Below are 15,824 nucleotides of genomic sequence, written 5' to 3'. Positions count from 1 at the left end.
CGAGTGTCCCCGGTCCGCCGAGTGTCCCCGGTCCGCCGAGTGTCTCCGTCCGCCGAGTGACCCCGACCCGACCCGTCGAGAGCCCGGAGTCAGGAGCCCGTCATGCCCGCTCTGTCCCGACCTCGTGTCAGTGTGATCATCCCCGCCTACAACTCCCTGCCGGAGCTGACCCGGGCCGTCACCTCCGCGATGGACCAGACCCTCGGCCAGGACCGGGTCGAGATCATCGCGGTGGACGACGGTTCGACCGACGGCACCGGCGAGGAGCTGGAGCGGCTCGCCCGCACCTGCCCCGCGCTCCACGTCATCCACCAGGAGAACTCCGGCTGCGCGGGCGTCCCCCGCAACACCGGCCTTGACCACGCCCGGGGCGACTTCGTCTTCTTCCTCGACTCCGACGACTATCTGGGCCCGGACGCGCTGCGCCGCATGGTCGCCATGGCCGACGCCCACGGCACCGACATCGTCCTCGGCAAGATCGCCTCCGTGGGCGGACGGGCCGTGCCCCGGGCCGTCTTCCAGCGCAATCAGCCCCGTACGGACATCTTCTCCTCCCACGCCTATCTGACCCTGGGCCCGTGGAAGCTGTTCCGCCGTTCCCTCATCGAGCGGCTGGGGCTGCGCTTCCCGCCCTACCGCAACTGCGAGGACAAGCCGTTCACCGCGGCCGCCTACCTCAACGCCTCCGGAATCTCGGTGGTCGCCGACTACGACTGCTACTACGTCCGCTACCGCGAGAACCGCACCAACCTCACCCTCACCGCCTCCGACCTCGCCCACCGCATGGACGGCACCCGGCTGTGCTTCGAGACCGTGGCCCGCTATCTGGAACCGGGCCCGCGCCGGGACCAGATCATGCGCCGCCATGTGGAGTGGGAGCTGTGCGGGCCACTGCGCGGCCTGCTGCCCCGCGAGAGCGAACAGGACGCGCGGGAGCGGTTCTTCCCCGAGTTCCGGCACTGGGCGAGCACCTGGGTGACCGACGCCCTCTTCCAGCGGCTCGACGCCCCCGACCGGCTGCTGGTCCATCTGCTGCGCGCCGACCGCTTCGACGATGTGCTGACCGTGGCCCGGAACGCCGGACGGGACGCGCGGCGCGGCCATCTCGTCGACAAGGGCCGGGTCTACTGGCTGCACCCCTTCTTCCGGGACCACACCGCCGCCGTCCCCGACATCTGCTTCGACGTCACCGACCGGCTGCCGGTCCAGCACCACCTGGAGGCGGCGAGCTGGCACGGCGGGGTGCTGCGGTTGGCCGGACACGCGTATGTCGAGGACGTGGACTCCCTCGACCCGGCCACCGAGATCGTGCTGCGCAAGTACCGGGCCGACCGCCCCGAGGTCCGGCTGCCCACCACGCCGTGCCCGTCCGCCCATCCGCTGCCGGGCGAGGGGCGGCGGTACGAGATGGCGGGCTTCACCGCCGAGATCGACCCGGCCACCGCCGACGGCGGCGCCCCGCTGGAGCGGGGGCTGTGGAACATCTACCTGGACGTCCGCGCCCAGGGCGTCAGTCGTACGGTGCGGTTCGGCAACCGGCGCGAGGGCGGTGAGGTCACCCACCCCACCCGGCGCCGCGTCACCACCTCCCAGGGCCCGGTGACGGTGGTGCCGTACTTCACCCCGTACGGAAATCTCTCGCTCGACGTCGGCGAGGTGGCCCATCCCCTCGACCCGCCCTGCCAGGTGCTCAGGACCATCTGGCACACCCGCAGCACCCTGCTGGTCGGCGGACGGCTGACCGAGGAGGCGGTGCGGGACGGCGGGGCGCTGCGGCTGCGCGCCGAGACGGGGACGGGCGGGGTGCACGAGGTGCCGGTGCGCGGTGAGCAGGGCGGCTCCGTGAACGTCTTCACCGCCCGGCTGCCGATCGGCCGCCTGGGCCCGGGCTGCTGGACGCTGACGCTGGTCATGGAAGGGCCCGGGGAGGACGCGCCGCGCCGCACCGCGATCGTGCCGTACTTCGACCGGCTGGCCGCCACCCGCTGGCTCCGCTTCGGCTGCCGTCCGTACTACGCCAAGCCGGTGGCCCTGGGCCCGGCGCGGGCCCTGGGCCTGGAGGTGGCTCCGATCAAGGTCGTCACGGGGGTGCGGCGGCGGCTGGGCGGGTGAGCGCGGTCACGTCCGGCGGGTTTTTCCTTATCAGCGGCTTCGCCCCTGGACCCGTGGGTGTCGGTCAGTTCAGGCCCAGCCGGTTGCGTACGGCGGCGAGCAGCCGGACCGGGGCCACCCGCAGCTCCAGGGTCACCTCGCCGCGCCCCATGAGCGGCTTGGCGTAGTACGGCCGGCCGCGGCGCACCCAGCGGGCGGCGGGCAGCCGGGCGGGCGGCGGCACGGGCGCGGCGGGCGGCGCGGTGCGGCCCTGGCCCTGCTCGTCGCCGGGGGAGACGACGGCCAGCGTCACCGTCCACCGGCCGCGGCCCAGGTCCCGCACCGGCAGCCGGGCGGTGAAGGCGCCCGCCGGATGCCCCGCGGCGAACCGCACCGGATGGTCGTGGACCCGTCCGTCGGTGTGCTCGGCGCGCAGCCGCAGCACCCGCCCGCGCGCCGGGGTGCCGGGCGGCAGCAGTCGTCCGGCGACGACGAGGGTGCCCTTGTCCGACGGGTGCCACACGGCCTCCGTCACCTCGCAGGGCGCCCCGCGCGGGGCCGGGCCGATGTCGAGGGAGAGATTGCGGTACGGGCTGGTGAAGTACGGCGTGACCCGGGCGCGCAGCCCGGGCCCGGCGGCCACCACCCGGCGCGCGGTGCCGATGTCGAGCAGGTCGTCATGGCGGCTGCCGAACCGGACGGTGCGGCTGATGCCCTGGGCGCGGACGTCGAGGAAGACGTCCCAGACCCCGGGGCGCAGCGGTGTGCCGCCGTCGGCGGTGGCGATGTCCACGTCCGCCTCGAACCGCGCGGGGTCGTCCTCCGCCGTGGCGTCCACCGGGATCCGTACCTCGTCCCGCGCCTCGCGGCGGCGGAGCACCAGCTCGGCGCGGTCTTCCTCGGGGTCGGCCTCCAATCCGTCGATGGCCGCCCGGCCGCGCACCCGCAGGGTGCTGCGGCCGTGCCAGCCCGCGCCCGCGAGGTGGTGCCGGACCGGCAGCCGGTCGGTGACGTCGAAGCAGGCGTCGGGGACCTCGGCGTCGGGGTCGCGGAAGAAGGGGTGCAGCCAGTAGACGCTGCCCTTCTCCACCAGATGGCCGCACCGGGCGTCCCGTTTGGCGTTGCGCACGACGGACAGCAGATCCTCGTAGCGGCCGGTGCGCAGCAGATGGACCATCAGCCGCTCGGGCGCGGTCAGGGTGGGGAAGAGCGCGTCGGAGCAGTGGGCCAGCGCCCAGCGGCGCAGTTCGGGCAGGAACCGCTCGCGTACCTCGGTCTCGTCCTCGCGCGGCAGCGCGCGCAGGGCCGGGCACAGCTCGCGCCGGATGTGGTGGCGCATCACCGCGTCGCGGCGGGCGCCGGACCGGGTGTGCCGGGCGGCGGTCTCGAACAGCGGCCGCATGGCCTCGACGCGCTCGGCGAGACCGGGGGCGGCGCGGCCCGGGTTCGGGCCCAGGTGGTAGCAGTCGTAGTCGGCGACGACGGAGATCCCGGAGGCGTTGAGATAGGCGGCCGCGGTGAAGGGCTTGCCCTCGCCGTGGCGGAGGTGGGCGGGGAAGCGCAGCCGAAGCCGCTCGATCAGGGAGCGGCGGAAGAGCTTGCACGGCTCCAGGCTGGCGTAGGCGTGGGAGCTGTGGACGTCGGTGCGCAGCTGGTTGTGGCGGAAGACCGCCTTGGGGACGCCGCGCCCGTCCGGGGAGACCATCTTGCCCAGGACCACGTCGGTGCCGTTCTGGTCGGCCATCGCGACCATGCGGCGCAGCGCGTCGGGCGCGAGCCGGGCGTCGGCGTCCAGGAAGAAGACGAAGTCGCCGGTGGCGCGGGCCAGTCCGGTGTTCCGGGGGCCGCCGGCGCCGCCGCGGCAGGGGTGGGGGTCGCGGACCACATGGAGCGAGGGGCAGCCGGCGGCGAGCCGGTCCAGCTCCTCCGCGGTGCCGTCGGCCGATCCGTCGTCGACGGCGATGATGTCGAGGCGGCTGAGCCCGAGGGTCTGCTCCATGGCGGAGGTGACGGCCCGGGTGATTCCGGGCATGGCGTCACGGGCGGGGACGATCACGCTGACACGGGGAGGCGGGCCGGTGCGGTGATTGCGCGGCATGCTGGCTCCGGAAGGTGTGCGGGGGGCTCAGGAGGCGTGAGAGAGGGGGGGGCTCCTGGGGGCGGGGCCGGGGGCGGAAGCTCATGGTGGGGGCCTGGGGTGAGATCCGGGTGTGGGAAGTGCTGCCACCGGGTGACGTAGATGTGGGGTGTCGTATTACCGGGTGGCGTACGGGTGGGGCGTCGTGTTGCCGTGTGACGTACATACGGGACGTACATAGGGGATGTCGCTCTACCGGGTGATGGACCAGCGTCCGGCGCCGGGCGGCGGGGCCGTGTGGAGGTCGCGCAGCCGGACGACCGCCTCTCCCTTCTCGGCGAGCGCGTCGACGGCGTCGGTGAAGCGCTGGATGGACGGTGGTGTGGCGGGGCCGAGGAGAAACTCCTTCACCTCGCGGCGGGCGGTGCGCAGCTCGTCGAGGGAGGGGTCGAAGAGCGGGCGCAGGAGGTTACGCATTGCTGATGCCCCGGGACCGAGCGGATAGGCCGCCCTGGCCATGACGTTCTGCCGCCGGAACTCCTCCTCGCCGAGCCCCGCCGGGACGGTGAGGGCGTACGGCTTGAGGGTGGCGAGGAAGTCGCCGACCACGTCGGAGGGGTCGCCGATCAGCAGATCGGCCTGGTCGAAGCAGGAGTGGAGGGTGGGGGTGTCCCCCTCGATCACCTGGTGGAGCCAGGGCGGTGAGGCCGCCCAGTGGGCCTGGTGCCACTCCCGGCGCAGCCCCTCGGCCTCGGTGAGCAGGGCCGGGTCGGGTGCGGCGCGGTCTCTGGTGAGCATGGCCTCGTCGGCGTCCGCCCGGCGCAGACGGGCGTCGAGCGCGGCGATGCGCTTGGTCAACTCGGCGCGGCGGCGGGCGGCTTCGGTGCGGAGGGCCTCGACGTGCGGGGTGTCGACGTGCGGGGTGTCGGCGTGCGGGGTGTCGGTGTGTGGGGCGTCGAGGCGCGGGGCCAGGGCGTCCGCGCTGAGGGCGTCGGCGGCGAAGGTGCCGTTGTCGAGGGCGTTCGCCGCGAGGGCCGCCGCGGCGCGCCGCTCGTTCGCGGCCTGGATCAGGGCGACGATACGGCGGTGGGCGGCGTGGTCCTCGGGGGAGCGGTGGCCGGTGGGCGGATGCGGCCGGTAGAGCACCCGGACCGGGCGTTCGTTCTCCAGCAGCGCTCGGACGATCGGCTCACCCGCCGGGAGGTCACGGGTGGGCGCGTACAGCACGGTGGGCAGGGACGTGGGCGTCGGCGCGGGGGCATGGCCGGTTCCCGCGACGCGCAGGCCGTCGAGCTGGGGGCGGCCGATCTCCACGATGTCGGCCTCCTCGACACCGACCGCGGCCCGCACATAGCGGCGGCGCCCCGCCTCGCCCGCGACCCACACCTGGTCGTAGACCTTGCTGTACGGATCGACGTCGGTGGTCTCGTCGCCGTCGCCGGGGGCCAGGAAGACGTGCTGCATGGTGGGGATCCGCAGGAGGTGGATGTTCCGGCCGGTGTTGGCGGGGTAGAGGGCGACCCGGACTCCGCTCAGGTCCAGCTGCGACAGATGCGCGGCGCTCGGCACGCACAGCACCGGCAGCGGGGTCGGCTCCAGGGCCTCCAGCAGTTCCCGTTCGCGCAGGATGACCAGGGACGGGGTGTGCAGCGCGGCCACCGGCCCCAGCCAGCGGGCGACCTGGTCGGCGCGTTCGCGCGGGCCGGAGAAGTAGAGCACCGTGCGGGGGCGGTGACGGATCAGCCAGGCGTCCACCTCGGCCAGCACCTCGGCGGCGCCGGGCAGCCGACGGGTGGCCCGGACCAGGTACGGAACGAGCGCCACCACCGTGATCAGGGAGGACCCGGCGGCGAGGGTGAGCGCCGCCACCACCCAGCGGGCGTCGCCGGTGGTCAGCGACGCGGTGAGCCCGAGCAGGGCCGAGAGCTCGTAGACCAGGATCCGCTGACCGGGCCATTCGGTGAGTCTGCGGGGCGGCCGGTCGCTGATGTCCAGTCGGCGCAGATCGATGTTGCGGGCCGCGACCGCGAGGGCGCGACGCCGCCGGATGAGGGTGGTGAGCGCGGCGTGCAGGGCCTGCCCGGCGAGCAGACACAGCACCAGCGTCATGGCGGCGGCCAGCCCGACGGGCCCGGTGACATGGAGTCGGCCGAGCAGCAGGAGCAGCAGCACGCAGCGGAATTCGAAGCGTGAGGTGGCGCCCATGTGGAGCCGCCCCAGACGGGCCATCAGCCCCGGCGCGGTGCGGTGCAGCAGCAGCTCGCAGCCGCACCCGGTGAGCCCGGCGGCGGCGAAGACCCCTCCGGCCCCGGTGAGCGCCGCCACCGCCATGGTCACCAGACACCCGGTCAGCGCGGCGAAGGCCACGAGACCGCGGGGGCTTTCGATACCGAGGCGGTTCATGACGCGTGCCCTTCGCGGCGGATGAGTCGTTCTGACTGCACACTGTAGGCGAATAGTCGTATTTATGCCTTTTGTTGCGGTGTGGAGTGGGTGAGGTGAGGGTGCGAAAGCGCGGGATCTCCAGGCCAACGGCGATCGTGGTCCCGATGGCCGTCATGCTCGGCCTCGGGCTGTGGGGGCTGGACCGGGGCACGATGTGGCGCGATGAGTCCGTGACGTACCAGATGGCCCGGCGGACCCTCCCTCAGATCCGCGACGCCCTCGGCACGGTGGACGCCGTCCACGGGCTCTACTACCTGCTGATGCACCCGGTCCTGGCGCTGTGGCCCTCCGAGGTGACCATGCGTCTGCCCTCGGTGCTCGCCGCCGTGGCCGCCACCGCCCTGGTCGCCGCCCTGGGCTGCCGCCTCGCCCGCCCCCGGGTGGGCCTGTGGGCCGGTCTGCTCTACGCGACCACACCCGTGGTCACCCACTACGCCCAGGAGGGCCGCTCCTACGCACTGGTCGCGGCGAGCGCGGCGGGGGCGACGTACCTGCTGGTGGGCGCGGCGGGGCTGGCGCCGGGGACGAGGCGAGGGGGTAGGAGGGCAGGTAGTAGAGGGGCCAGCCCGACGGCGAGCCGGACGACCGGCCGTGCGCGCAGATGGTTGGTCGGCCGGACGGCCGGGCCAGCGACCGGTCGGGCGGCCAGCCGAGCGGGTTGGGCGGGTGGCCAGGCGGACAGCCGGGCGGACCGACCCGCGCGGGGCCCGGCCCTCGAGCCCGGCGAGGGAACGGCCCTCGCGCCCGGTCCCACGCCGGGCGCGGCCCCCACGCCCGCCCCCGGCCCCGGGGCGGCGTCCCGCCCGGCCGGGCCGGAGGGCGAGGCGGCGTCGGCCACGCGGGTCCGTTCGGCCGTACGGGTACGCGGCGACGTGCCCCGCCTGGCGCGGGGTCCGGGCGGGCCCGAGGCACGGGGCCGTGCGGCGGGGTGGCGCTGGGCCGCGTACGGGGGAGTGGTGGCCGTGACCGCGCTGCTGCACGTGTTCGCGGTGCTCATGCTCGCCGCGCACGCGGTGACGCTGCTCGTCTCGCGCGCCCCGCGCCGCGTGTGGTGGGGCTGGGGGAGCGCGGCGGCCGGGGCGGTGGGGGCGGTGGTGCCGCTGGCGTTGGTGGCCCGGCGGCAGAGCGCGCAGATCGCCTGGATACGGCATCCGACGCCGGGCCGGCTGTGGGCGGTGGTCGAGGAGTTCGCGGGCCCCAGCGCCCTCGTCCTCGCCCTCAACTTCCTGCTGCTCGCGATCGCCGTGATCCGCCCCCGCCGGCGGACGCTGACCGCCGTCGCCCTGCCCCTGATCTGCGTCCCGCCCGTCCTCCTCTTCGCCCTGGCCCTCCACCGCCCCTGCTTCCACGAGCGCTACCTCCTCTTCGCCCTCGCGGGCATCCCCCTCCTGGCCGCAGCGGGGGCCGACCGGCTGGCGGAGTCGGTGGCCGGCCGGTGCCGGGCCGTGGTCGCGGCGGCGGGGGTTCTCGCGATCGGCTGCGCGTTCGGCTGGCAGCTCCCGCTGCACCAGCGGGAGCGGGAGCCGTTGAGCCGCCAGGACGATCTGGCGGCGCTGTCCGCCGCGGTGGGGCGCCTCACCCGGCCGGGTGAGCCCGTGCTGTACGACCCGCCCAAGGAACGCCGGATCGCCATCGCCTATCCGCGCCCCCTCGCCGGGCTGCGCGACATCGCGCTGGGCACCCCCGGCCCGGCCTCCGGCACGCTCTACGGGGTCGATGTCGGCCCCACCGAGCTGCTGCGACGGCTGGACGGAGCGCGCTCGGCATGGCTGATCGCGGCCGATGAACCGGAGACGCGCGGCCCGAAGGCCCCGGTGCTGACGGGGCACTTCCGGCTGGCGTACTCGCTGTGTCTGCGCGGCGTCCGCCTGGAGCGCTATGTGCGGGCGGGGCCCGCGCACTGAACCGATGGTTTTTCGAAGTCTTGCAGGTCTAAGCTCTGCGGATGACCTTGGAATGGGAACAGGTAATCGTTCATTCGGAAGATCCGGTGGCCCTGGGGCAGTGGTGGGCCGAGGCTCTTGGCTGGGTCGTGGTCCACTCCTCCGATGACGAGTTCGAGATCCGCCCGGCGCCGGATCGCGTGCCGGGGTTGGACTTCGTCCGGCTCAATGAGAGCAAGAAGGCCAAGAGCCGGCTGCATCTCGACTTCCGGCCCGATGACCAGGACGCCGAGGTGGCTCGTCTGGTGGCGCACGGCGCACGGCGTGTCGATATCGGCCAGGGTGAGCAATCGTGGGTTGTGCTGGCGGATCCCGAAGGCAACGAGTTCTGCATCCTGGGCCAGCGGCGCCAGTAAGGCTCGGTTATCCAGCCCCTCAGGGGGCACCTCCCAGCGGTAGCTGGGGGAGCTTGAGGAGCGGAGCCCCGGCGGGATGAGGGGGCGGAGCCCCGTCACCCCCGCAACGACCCACTCCCCGTAGCCTGCGCACCGGGCGCCCGCCGAGCCGGAACAACGGCGCGGCGCGCCATCGCCGCGGCGCCCGCCAGCCGCAGCAGCCCGGTGAGCGGAACGCGCGCCGCACCCCGCGGACCCGTACGGGGCACCCGCGCCGCCCCCCGCGCCGAGCGGTACGGCGCGTTCCAGCCGTACGGGAAGGACGCCTTGTCGGTCGTGATGATGTTCGTCGTCTCGTCGCACGCCAGAATCGCGATCAGCCACCGCCGCACCACCCGGTGGAAGGCGGGCGTCAGCGGCCGCGGCGCCAGCAGCCAGTCGCGGCACTGGCCGCTCACCGCGGACCGGTACGTGGTCTCGTCATAGCGGTGCCACGGCGCCTCCGGGGTGATCGGGTGGAGGCCGTAGTCCATGGCGGTCAGCGGCGCCAGCGCGGTGCGCAGCGCGGTGTGGTCCGTGCCGGGGAGCAGTTCGCACACGATCCACGGCCGGTGACGCCGGATCGTGTCGTACGACCCGCGCAACACCGCCGCCTCGAACGTCTCCACATCGATCTTGATCAGATGCGGGGCGAGACCGCGCTCCCCGGTGAACGCGTCGACCGTCGTGACCGGCACCGTGACCGACTCGGTGTGCCGTCGGTGGGCCGGGTTCAGCGAGTTGGAGGACTCCGACTTGAGGGAGAAGTACAGCTCGGCGGTGCCCGGTTCATCGGCCAGCGCGGTCTGCTGCACCTCGAAACCGAGCCGGTTGCAATCCCGGATCCGGCGGCACAGCGCGGCCGTCTCCGGGGTCGGCTCGAACGCGATGGTCCGCGGTCCGCGCCCGCCGTCCCCGTACACCGCGCTGATCAGCGCCGAGTACAGCCCGATGTGCGCGCCGATGTCGTACACCGCGCTGCCCTCGGGCGCCTGCTGGGCCAGGGCCAGCAAGGTGGCCTGGGTGGTCGGCTCGTAGCCCGCGAGCCCGGCGCGCCGCAACTGCCGCTGTACGGCGGTCTGTTTGCGGCTGAGCACATTGAGCGCCCGCGGATACGGCCCGCCCGCCTCGAGGACGTCCGGGTTCAGGGGAAGGGTGATGGCGAGGGGCATGGCTGCCGCGTCTCCTGTCGGGTGACGGCCCGCTCCAGCGGGCTGGGGAGGGGGAAGTAGGCGTCGAGGAAGGGGCGGACCAGCGCCAGCTGGTCCTCGAGGTCGTGCTCGGAGGAGACCGTGTCGTTGAGGCAGAACGCCTGGCAGTGGCGGGCCCGCAGCAGTCTGGCCAGCCGGGCGCGGATGGTGGGCTGGGCCAGGTCGAAGTAGTCGTAGCGCAGCTGGGCGGGGACCGCGCGCCCGGTCAGGAACGCGTAGTAGTGGTGGAGCGAGGACGGTACGGAGATGTCCGACGCCGAGCGCACCCGGCTGGCCATGGTCGCGCGGACCGCGTCCGGGAACTCCTTCTCGATCTCGGCGAGCACGCTGGTGCGCAGGGCGTGCGGGGTGTGCTTCATCTTCTGGGTGACGGACGGGCCGAACCGCTCCTCCAGCAGCGCCCGGTTGTTCTTCCCCGCCGCCGATACGGGCACGTCGCCGGGGCCCACGGGGGTCAGCGGGATCAGCGCGCGGGACGGGAAGAACTTGGAGACGCCGTTGGCCAGGAAGAAGTCCTGCGGGGTGACCGGCGAGCCGAGGAAGACATCGTCGTTGAAGTAGAGGAAGTGTTCGGCGAGTCCGTCGATGTGGTGCAGCCGGGTCTCGATGGCGTGGGAGTTGAAGGTGGGGAGCACATCGGGGTCGTCGAAGATGTCGTGGTGGTCCACGACGGTGATCCCCGGGTGCGAGACGGCCAGCCAGTCGGGCACCTGACGGTCGGTCACCAGGTAGATGTGGCGCACCCAGGGGGCGTACAGGTACAGCGAGCGCAGTGAATAGCGCAGCTCGTCGCGGTTGGCGTAGCGGGCGGTGTTGGCGGCCTGGGCGTGATAGCCCGTGCCCGCGAGGGCCGCACGTCGCCGCTGCCACTGCGGATCCGAACCGTCCACCCAGGTGTAGACGACGTCGATGGGGAAGCGGACCTCGTCCGGCAGCCGGGTCAGGAACTCCGGGCGGGTGCGCACCAGCGGCCCCGGCTGCCAGCCGATGGGCGGGGCGAGCCGGGTGAACAGCTGGTCGGGGGCGCGCACCGGCTCCCCCACGAGCGGCACCGACGCGGTGGTGCGGTTGAAGCGCGGCGCGATCAGCACCCGCTCCTCGCCCTGCCCGCCCGGCTCCCAGAACTCGATGTCGCAGCCGTGCGCCGGGCCGAGGACCAGCCGTCCGCCCGGCCCGGCGTGAAAGCGGGTGAAGCGGACCACGGGGGCGGCGGCCAGCCGCCGCCAGGCCCGTCGGGTACCGCCGAGCCGGGGCGGGGGCGCCGGGTGGCCGCGCCGCGGGGGCAGTGAGACATACCCGGCCTCCTCGGCGCACAGCGCGGCCAGCGCCTTGACCGCCTCCGCCCGCTGATCGGCCCGGACGCCCACGGCCGAGCCGACGTTGCTGTAGCAGCGGACCACGAAGTGGTCGATCCGGGCCCGGTCCAGGGCCTCGCACACCAGCCGCAGATTCTCGGCGCGCGCGAACAGCGGGGTGGGGGAGGGGACCAGGGTGGCCACGAGGGCGCCGCCCTGTCCGTCGGCGATCACCAGCCGGCCGGATGATCCGGCCAGCAGCCCGGCCCGCCGCATCCGCCGCCGTGCCCGGCGCAGCCGCAGCGAGCCGGAGGCGGCCGACAGACCGCCCAGGCCCCGCATGGCCGCCCGGCGCAGCCCGGGGCCGGTCATGGCGACGACCGCGCGGCGCAATGGCAGCGGGACCGTACGCCGGTAACCGCGCACCAGCGGCGGCGGGTCGGCGAGCCAGGGGCGGAGGGCGGCGGGCGGTGCGGTGAGGGGCATCGTGCGTCCTGGGTCGGGGCGTCGGGACGGGGGCGCGTCGGGACGGGGCGGGGGCTAGGGGAGGCGGCTCCGGTGGGGGAGTGAGGCGGCGGGTGCGGGGGCGGGTGAGGGTGAGGCGACGGGCGGGGTGCACACGACCCCGGCCCGCGACGCCGTCCGGGCCTCGCCGGGCCGGTCATCGTCGGCCGGAGCGGTACGGACGGCGACCGGAGCGGTACGCACGGCGGCGGGGGCGGCACGTACGGCGGCGGGGGCGGGACGGCGCTCGGCGAGCGGGACGACGGGCGGCAGCAGTTCGGGGTGCTCGCCGAGGAACACCCGGCGCACCACCCGCTCGGCCGCCCGCCCGTCGTCGTACGGACAGAAGCGGTCCCGGAACGCGGCGCGCAGCGCGGCCGAACGCGGACCGCACCAGGCGCCCGTGGCGAAGAGGGCGATCAGTTCGTCCTCGGTGCGGGAGACCGGGCCGGGCGGGGCGGCGGTGATGTCGAAGTAGGTGCCGCGGGCGGCGCGATAGGCGTCCCAGTCGTCGGCGTGGATGACGATGGGGCGGTCGAGGTTGGCGTAGTCGAACATGATGGACGAGTAGTCCGTCAGCAGCGCGTCCGCCGCCAGGCACAGCTCCTCCACCCGGCCGTACCCCGAGACATCGAGCACCCGGCCGCCGGCACTCCCCATGGCCCCGTCCGGCGCGTGGAAGTAGTGCGGCCTGACCAGCAGCGTGAACCCGGGCCCCAGCGCGCGGGCCATCCGCTCCGGGTCCAGCCGCGGCACGGCGCGCCGCTGGTAGTCGCGGTGGGTCGGCGCGTACAGCACGGCCACGCTGCCCTCGGGGATGCCGAGCCGGGCGCGCAGCCGGGCCACGTCGTCCTCGGTGGCGTGCTGGAAGACGTCGTCGCGTGGCGAGCCGTAGGGGAGCGTGGTGTAGCCGGAGGGGTAGACCCGCTCCCAGACCAGCGTGGTGTGGCGGTTGGCGGAGAGGCTGTAGTCCCAGCGGTCCACCCGCTCCAGCAGCTTGCCGAAGTCCATGCCGCGGGCGGCGGCCGGACGGTCGCGCAGATCCAGGCCCATGTGCTTGAGCGGGGTGCCGTGGTGGGTCTGGAGATGGATCTGCTCGGGCCGCTTCCGCATCCCCGGCGTGAAGTTGACGTTGTTGACGAGGAAGCGGGCGCGGGCCAGCGCCGTCCAGTACGCGGCCGAGCCGGGGTGCAGCCGGCGCACCCCGGGCGGCAGGGTGGGGGCGTACTCGGGGGTGGTGATCCAGGCGGTACGCACCCCCGGCACCAGCTCGCGCGCCTTCGCCTCGATGGCCGCCGGGTGGCAGGCGTAGCCCTTGTGCCAGTACGCGGCGAAGACGGCGAGGCGGGGATCGACGGGGAGGCACAACTGCACCCGGTAATGCACCCGAAGCGCGGCCGCGTGCGCCTGCCCGTACGCCGCGCGGGCGCATTTGTGGACACTCCGCCACACCCGATCGCCACCCCGCAGCAGCTGATACACGTGGCCGGCCCCCAGCCGCAGCAGCAGACACCGCCACCGGGCGCGCCCGGGCGGGGTGGCCGCGCCGTACGGCCGGTAGCGCCGGTGGTGCGCGCCCGCCCGGCGGAAGAACTCGGCCCGGACCCGCACCGGCAGCCGGTCCGGCGCGGCGGCGATCACGCCGAGGTGGTCGACCATCCGCCGGAACAGCGCCGGGCGCCAGTGGGCCAGTTCGGGCCGGGCGTCGAGAAACCGGAACACCCGGTCGTACTGGTCGAACACATCGAGGTGGCGCCGGCTGGTGGTACGCAGGATCCCGCCGCGCCGCCGCTGCCGGTAGTGGACGCACACCCGGTCCAGGACGGCGATGGACTCCGCGCTGAGCAGCACGGAAAAGGTCCAGGGCGTGTCCTCGTAGAACCCGGGCGGAAACGCGAAGTCCTCCTCCCGGACGAAGTCCCGCCGGTACGCCTTGTTCCAGGCGACCATCAGCAGCCGCAGCAGCTCCGGCCGCTGATCGAGCCGGAACACCTGCCGGACGCGTCCGGGATCTCCCTCCCGGAGCAACTCGGCCCGCACGTTCCGTACGACGTCACCCGTCCAGTCCACCCGCGCGTAGTCGAAGACCAGCACTTGCGGCTCGCCGGTCCGCGCCAGCCGGTCGGCGATGGCGCGCAGCGAGCCGGGGGCGAGGGTGTCATCCCCGTCGAGAAAGAGCAGATAGTCCCCGGTGGCCCGCCGAATCCCGGCGTTCCGCGCCCGCCCGAGCCCCGCGTTCTCCGCCAGATGCACGGCCCGCACCCGAGGGTCCCGCTCGGCGGCCTCATCGATGATCGCGCCACACGCGTCCGGCGAGTGGTCATCGACCGCGATCAGCTCCAGGTCGGTGAAGTCCTGCTCCAGCACGGACCGCAGACAGTCACTCAGATACGGCTGGACCTCGTATGCGGGCACGATGACGCTGAACCGGGGCACGGCGCATCCCATCGGTCGAAGCGGCACGGATGGTTCCTCACACCATCATCTGAACGCCCACCGAATGGGACGACGCCATGGCGAGGCACCCGCAAAAGCCCCCCGTTCGGCCCAACACCCGACCGCTCATGACGTTCAGGACATGACTGTCCTGACGGTTGACTACCCCCTGGGGAGAAACTAGTTTCCTCTCAGGAAACTAGTTCTGTTGGAGCCTGGTTCTGCTGAAGCACGGCCCCGCACCACCTGGAGGTACCCCATGTCAGAGCGTGTGACCCCGTCCGCCGAGGCCGCCCGCGCCCTGCGCGACATCGAGCGGCGCCGCGACCAAGCCCGCGCATCGGAGCAGCAATCCCGCTGGGTCAGCGTCGTGTTCGGCGTCGCGATCTTCGCCCAAATGGCGGCACCCGACTTCTTCGGCGACGACGTGCGCTCCTGGATCGGCTTGGCGATCGCCGCACTCTCCTTGGTGTACGTGATGATGCTGCGGAACCCCCGGGGCGGCGCCCTCCTGGGCCGACCCACCCGCGTGCGCAGGGACGAAATCTCCCCGCGCTTCATACGGCTGGCCCAGCTGGTGATCGTCGCCGTGGCGGTGATCGGCTTCCTCGGCACACGCTTGCTGCCGCACGAGCCGTTCCCGTACACAAGGACGGTGGTGGGCGTGGTGCTCGGCGGCACCCTCATCCTCTTCGGCCGCCCCTTGCAACGGACCCTGAACTCCCTGGCCTTCCGAGGCGACGGCAAGGGCGGCCTGAACGGCGGCACCTATGGATCCCGCTGACTTCGACACCGCCCTGCTCGACCCCACGCGGCTGTCGATCGTGTCGCTGCTGGTGAGTGTGGAGTGGGCCGAGTTCGGATGGGTCCGCGAGTCGGCAGGATTGTCGCCCTCCGCGCTCTCCAAGCAGGTCAGCACACTCGAGACCCGGGGCTACGTCGAGGTGAAGAAGGGCTACGTGGGCAAACGCCCCCGAACATGGCTCGCGCTCACCCCGACCGGACGGGACGCCCTCGAAAGACACGTGGCGGCGCTGCGCCGCGTCGTCGAGGAGTCCCAGCGGGCGGCGGAGCGGCGCGACACCTGAACGGAAGTCCCGTGACCGGTACATGCGGAAGGTGGCGGCGGCGAACGCGTCGATCGCGACAGGGTCCGCATCCCTCCACGCCTGACAGTGAACGGCCCAGGACTCGGCCCCATGGGCCGCGTGCCACGTGCCGTTCCGGCCGATGATCAGGTGCCGAGCGCGCTGATCCGGTTGAAGGCGTCGACCGCGGCGGGCAGATCCCGTGAGCCGGGTCCGAAATCCGCCCGCTTCCCTTCCACCACCTCGAACCCCAGAGCAATCCAGCTCTCGTCCTCCGCACGCCACAGCAAAGCCGGGGCGACCGGCTTCACCGCTGGATTGACCAGCGCTTCGCGAACCAGGGAGTCCCGCCATTGTGCT

Annotated in this window: 11 protein-coding genes; 5 read left to right on the top strand and 6 right to left on the bottom strand. The window is 73.5% G+C overall.

Annotation, left to right across the window (positions count from 1 at the left end; genetic code table 11):
* Positions 1 to 102: 102 nt before the first annotated feature.
* Positions 103 to 2,112 (top strand): glycosyltransferase family 2 protein, encoded by a 2,010-nt coding sequence (locus tag KHP12_RS22695; RefSeq protein ID WP_211833582.1) that lies wholly within the window; start codon positions 103 to 105, stop codon positions 2,110 to 2,112.
* Between the two features lie 64 nt (positions 2,113 to 2,176).
* Here KHP12_RS22695 and KHP12_RS22690 read toward each other — a convergent pair whose 3' ends face one another.
* Together KHP12_RS22690 and KHP12_RS22685 are read right to left on the bottom strand one after the other, a co-directional pair.
* On the bottom strand, positions 2,177 to 4,189 hold the full coding sequence (locus KHP12_RS22690; protein ID WP_210609371.1) for a glycosyltransferase: 2,013 nt from the start codon (positions 4,187 to 4,189) through the stop codon (positions 2,177 to 2,179).
* 231 nt (positions 4,190 to 4,420) lie between these two features.
* On the bottom strand, positions 4,421 to 6,571 hold the full coding sequence (locus KHP12_RS22685; protein ID WP_211833575.1) for a hypothetical protein: 2,151 nt from the start codon (positions 6,569 to 6,571) through the stop codon (positions 4,421 to 4,423).
* A gap of 146 nt (positions 6,572 to 6,717) precedes the next feature.
* On the opposite strand from KHP12_RS22685, the gene KHP12_RS51240 reads away from it, so the two are divergent.
* On the top strand, positions 6,718 to 8,517 hold the full coding sequence (locus KHP12_RS51240) for a glycosyltransferase family 39 protein (RefSeq protein WP_246643187.1): 1,800 nt from the start codon (positions 6,718 to 6,720) through the stop codon (positions 8,515 to 8,517).
* A 41-nt stretch (positions 8,518 to 8,558) separates the two neighbouring features.
* Positions 8,559 to 8,912: a VOC family protein gene (locus KHP12_RS22675; protein ID WP_086885827.1), complete on the top strand. Its 354-nt coding sequence runs from the start codon at positions 8,559 to 8,561 to the stop codon at positions 8,910 to 8,912.
* Between the two features lie 95 nt (positions 8,913 to 9,007).
* Here the strand turns inward: KHP12_RS22675 and KHP12_RS22670 are convergent, their stop codons facing one another.
* The 3 genes from KHP12_RS22670 to KHP12_RS22660 are packed head-to-tail and all read right to left on the bottom strand — an operon-like array spanning position 9,008 to position 14,376.
* Positions 9,008 to 10,102 carry an FkbM family methyltransferase gene (locus tag KHP12_RS22670; RefSeq protein ID WP_086885826.1) on the bottom strand — a complete coding sequence of 365 codons (1,095 nt, stop codon included), beginning with the start codon at positions 10,100 to 10,102 and terminating at the stop codon, positions 9,008 to 9,010.
* Positions 10,075 to 11,922 carry a stealth family protein gene (locus KHP12_RS22665; protein WP_210609369.1) on the bottom strand — a complete coding sequence of 616 codons (1,848 nt, stop codon included), beginning with the start codon at positions 11,920 to 11,922 and terminating at the stop codon, positions 10,075 to 10,077. The genes KHP12_RS22670 and KHP12_RS22665 overlap by 28 nt, the downstream gene beginning before the upstream one ends.
* A 54-nt stretch (positions 11,923 to 11,976) precedes the next feature.
* Positions 11,977 to 14,376, bottom strand: coding sequence for a bifunctional glycosyltransferase/CDP-glycerol:glycerophosphate glycerophosphotransferase (locus tag KHP12_RS22660; RefSeq protein ID WP_211834895.1), 2,400 nt, complete (start codon positions 14,374 to 14,376; stop codon positions 11,977 to 11,979).
* Positions 14,377 to 14,635: 259 nt separating this feature from the next.
* On the opposite strand from KHP12_RS22660, the gene KHP12_RS22655 reads away from it, so the two are divergent.
* Complete coding sequence (locus KHP12_RS22655; RefSeq protein WP_086884654.1) at positions 14,636 to 15,160, top strand: hypothetical protein; 525 nt, start codon at positions 14,636 to 14,638, stop codon at positions 15,158 to 15,160.
* Positions 15,147 to 15,464, top strand: a complete 318-nt coding sequence (locus KHP12_RS22650) for a winged helix-turn-helix domain-containing protein (protein WP_086884655.1) — start codon at positions 15,147 to 15,149, stop codon at positions 15,462 to 15,464. The genes KHP12_RS22655 and KHP12_RS22650 overlap by 14 nt, the downstream gene beginning before the upstream one ends.
* Before the next feature lie 146 nt (positions 15,465 to 15,610).
* On the opposite strand, the gene KHP12_RS22645 is transcribed toward KHP12_RS22650, so the two are convergent.
* A complete protein-coding gene (locus KHP12_RS22645) occupies positions 15,611 to 15,775 on the bottom strand; it encodes a hypothetical protein (protein WP_211833573.1) in 165 nt (54 codons plus the stop codon).
* Between the last annotated feature and the right edge of the window lie 49 nt (positions 15,776 to 15,824).

This window comes from Streptomyces asiaticus (genome assembly GCF_018138715.1).
GTDB lineage: Bacteria > Actinomycetota > Actinomycetes > Streptomycetales > Streptomycetaceae > Streptomyces > Streptomyces asiaticus.
The sequence above is the reverse complement of the archived record's forward strand: the minus strand, read 5'-3'. Positions and strand labels throughout refer to the sequence as shown.